Source organism: Bacillus sanguinis (assembly GCF_018332475.1).
GTDB lineage: Bacteria > Bacillota > Bacilli > Bacillales > Bacillaceae_G > Bacillus_A > Bacillus_A sanguinis.
This window is the reverse complement of the sequence record NZ_BOQB01000361.1, coordinates 1-1,689: the sequence shown is the minus strand read 5'-3', so window position 1 is coordinate 1,689 and position 1,689 is coordinate 1. Positions and strand designations below refer to the sequence as shown.

General features: G+C 34.3%; 3 protein-coding genes. 2 read left to right on the top strand and 1 reads right to left on the bottom strand.

Going from position 1 to position 1,689, the window contains the following annotated elements:
- Positions 1-325: DUF4183 domain-containing protein (locus tag KI369_RS25970; RefSeq protein ID WP_212958309.1), on the top strand; the 325-nt coding region annotated here is incomplete at its 5' end.
- Between the two features lie 62 nt (positions 326-387).
- Here the strand turns inward: KI369_RS25970 and KI369_RS25965 are convergent.
- A complete protein-coding gene (locus KI369_RS25965; RefSeq protein ID WP_212958307.1) occupies positions 388-678 on the bottom strand; it encodes a DUF4183 domain-containing protein in 291 nt (96 codons plus the stop codon).
- Between the two features lie 455 nt (positions 679-1,133).
- Here KI369_RS25965 and KI369_RS25960 point away from each other — a divergent pair.
- Positions 1,134-1,689, top strand: a 556-nt coding sequence (locus KI369_RS25960; RefSeq protein ID WP_212958306.1) for a collagen-like repeat preface domain-containing protein, incomplete at its 3' end; no start/stop codon positions are given.

Here is a 1,689-nt window from a genome sequence, read left to right as displayed (position 1 = left end):
TTTAACAGGAGCAACGGGAGCAACAGGTTTAACAGGAGCAACGGGAGCAACAGGATTAACAGGAGCAATAACAACAACTAATTTATTATTTTACACTTTTGCAGATGGAGAAAAAGTGATATTTATAGATGCAGATGGGATAGCTCAATATGGTACAACGAAGATATTAGCGCCTAATGAGGTTTCTTATATAAATTTGTTTATTAATGGAATACTTCAACCACAACCATTTTATCAGGTAAGTAATGGTCAGCTAACTTTATTGGATGATCAACCACCATTGCAAGGTTCTTCAATTATTTTGCAATTCATCATTATTAATTAAAAAAGACAGATTCTTAAATAAAAAGAATCTGTCTTTTTTGTTCTACATTAAAGTAGTTAACGCTAAGTGACGATAAATTCAATTGTAATTGGAATTCCGCCGTCTAATGCATCTCCGCCAGGAATTGTAATAGCACCAGTAGGTCCAGTAGTAACACTGGAGTTCACACTAGGTTGAAGAATGCCGTTTACATAAAAGTTGTAATACGTAAAAGTCGGAAAAGCAGTTGCGGTAGTACCGGCATCGTTTAAACAAGCTGTAGCAGCAATTGCAAAAGCTGCACCTGTTCCTGTTCCAGCTCCTAGTGTAGATGTAAATCTTCTAGATGCCATAAATGGTTGGATGATTGGCAATTAACTCTCACTCCCCTAAATTTTTTTGGAACGAAGTATAGAATAACTTGTCCGATATATTGTATGAGAGTTTTCTATAATAGAAACGGCTTCATGATAATAGAGGGAACAAAATTTTAGTAAAGGTATCATTGTTACTAATTTGAAAAGGTGGTGTTGTTACTTGTTGTTTATATGCTAATGCTTAGTTATTATATACAAAGTAAAATGTGCTTTTGGACCTAAGAGATAAACGTGGAAAAATAAAATAAACTCTTAAGTTTAGGTGTTTAATCTAAGCAGTCAATTATTAAAAACATATAATTAATATGTGAGTCATGAACATAATTAAATATCGTTTTTTCAGTTTAATTATAATTCATGTTTCCTATTTTAAGTGAATGGAACCTATAGACAATTTTATAGTTCTTATAATAGGAAAACACTCAAATATAAGATAAGTAAGGAGGAAATAAATGTCACATAATAATTGTTTTGGTCATAACAACTGCAATAATCCGATTGTTTTCACTCCAGATTGTTGTAACAATCCGCAAACAGTACCGATTACTAGTGAACAATTAGGAAGATTAATAACTTTACTAAACTCTTTAATTGCGGCTATTGCAGCGTTTTTTGCAAATCCAAGTGATGCAAACAGATTAGCTTTGCTCAATTTGTTTACTCAGCTATTGAATTTGCTAAATGAATTAGCACCTTCTCCAGAAGGGAATTTCTTAAAACAATTAATTCAAAGTATTATTAACTTACTTCAATCTCCTAATCCAAATCTAAGTCAATTACTTTCTTTATTACAACAATTCTTCAGTGCTCTTGCACCATTCTTCTATACTTTAATAATTGATCCAGCAAGTTTACAACTTTTATTAAACTTATTAGTCCAACTAATTGGTGCTACTCCAGGAGGCGGGGCAACAGGTCCAACAGGCCCAACGGGTCCAGGAGGCGGGGCAACAGGTCCAACAGGCCCAACGGGTCCAGGAGGCGGAGCAACAGGCCCAACAGGTCCAA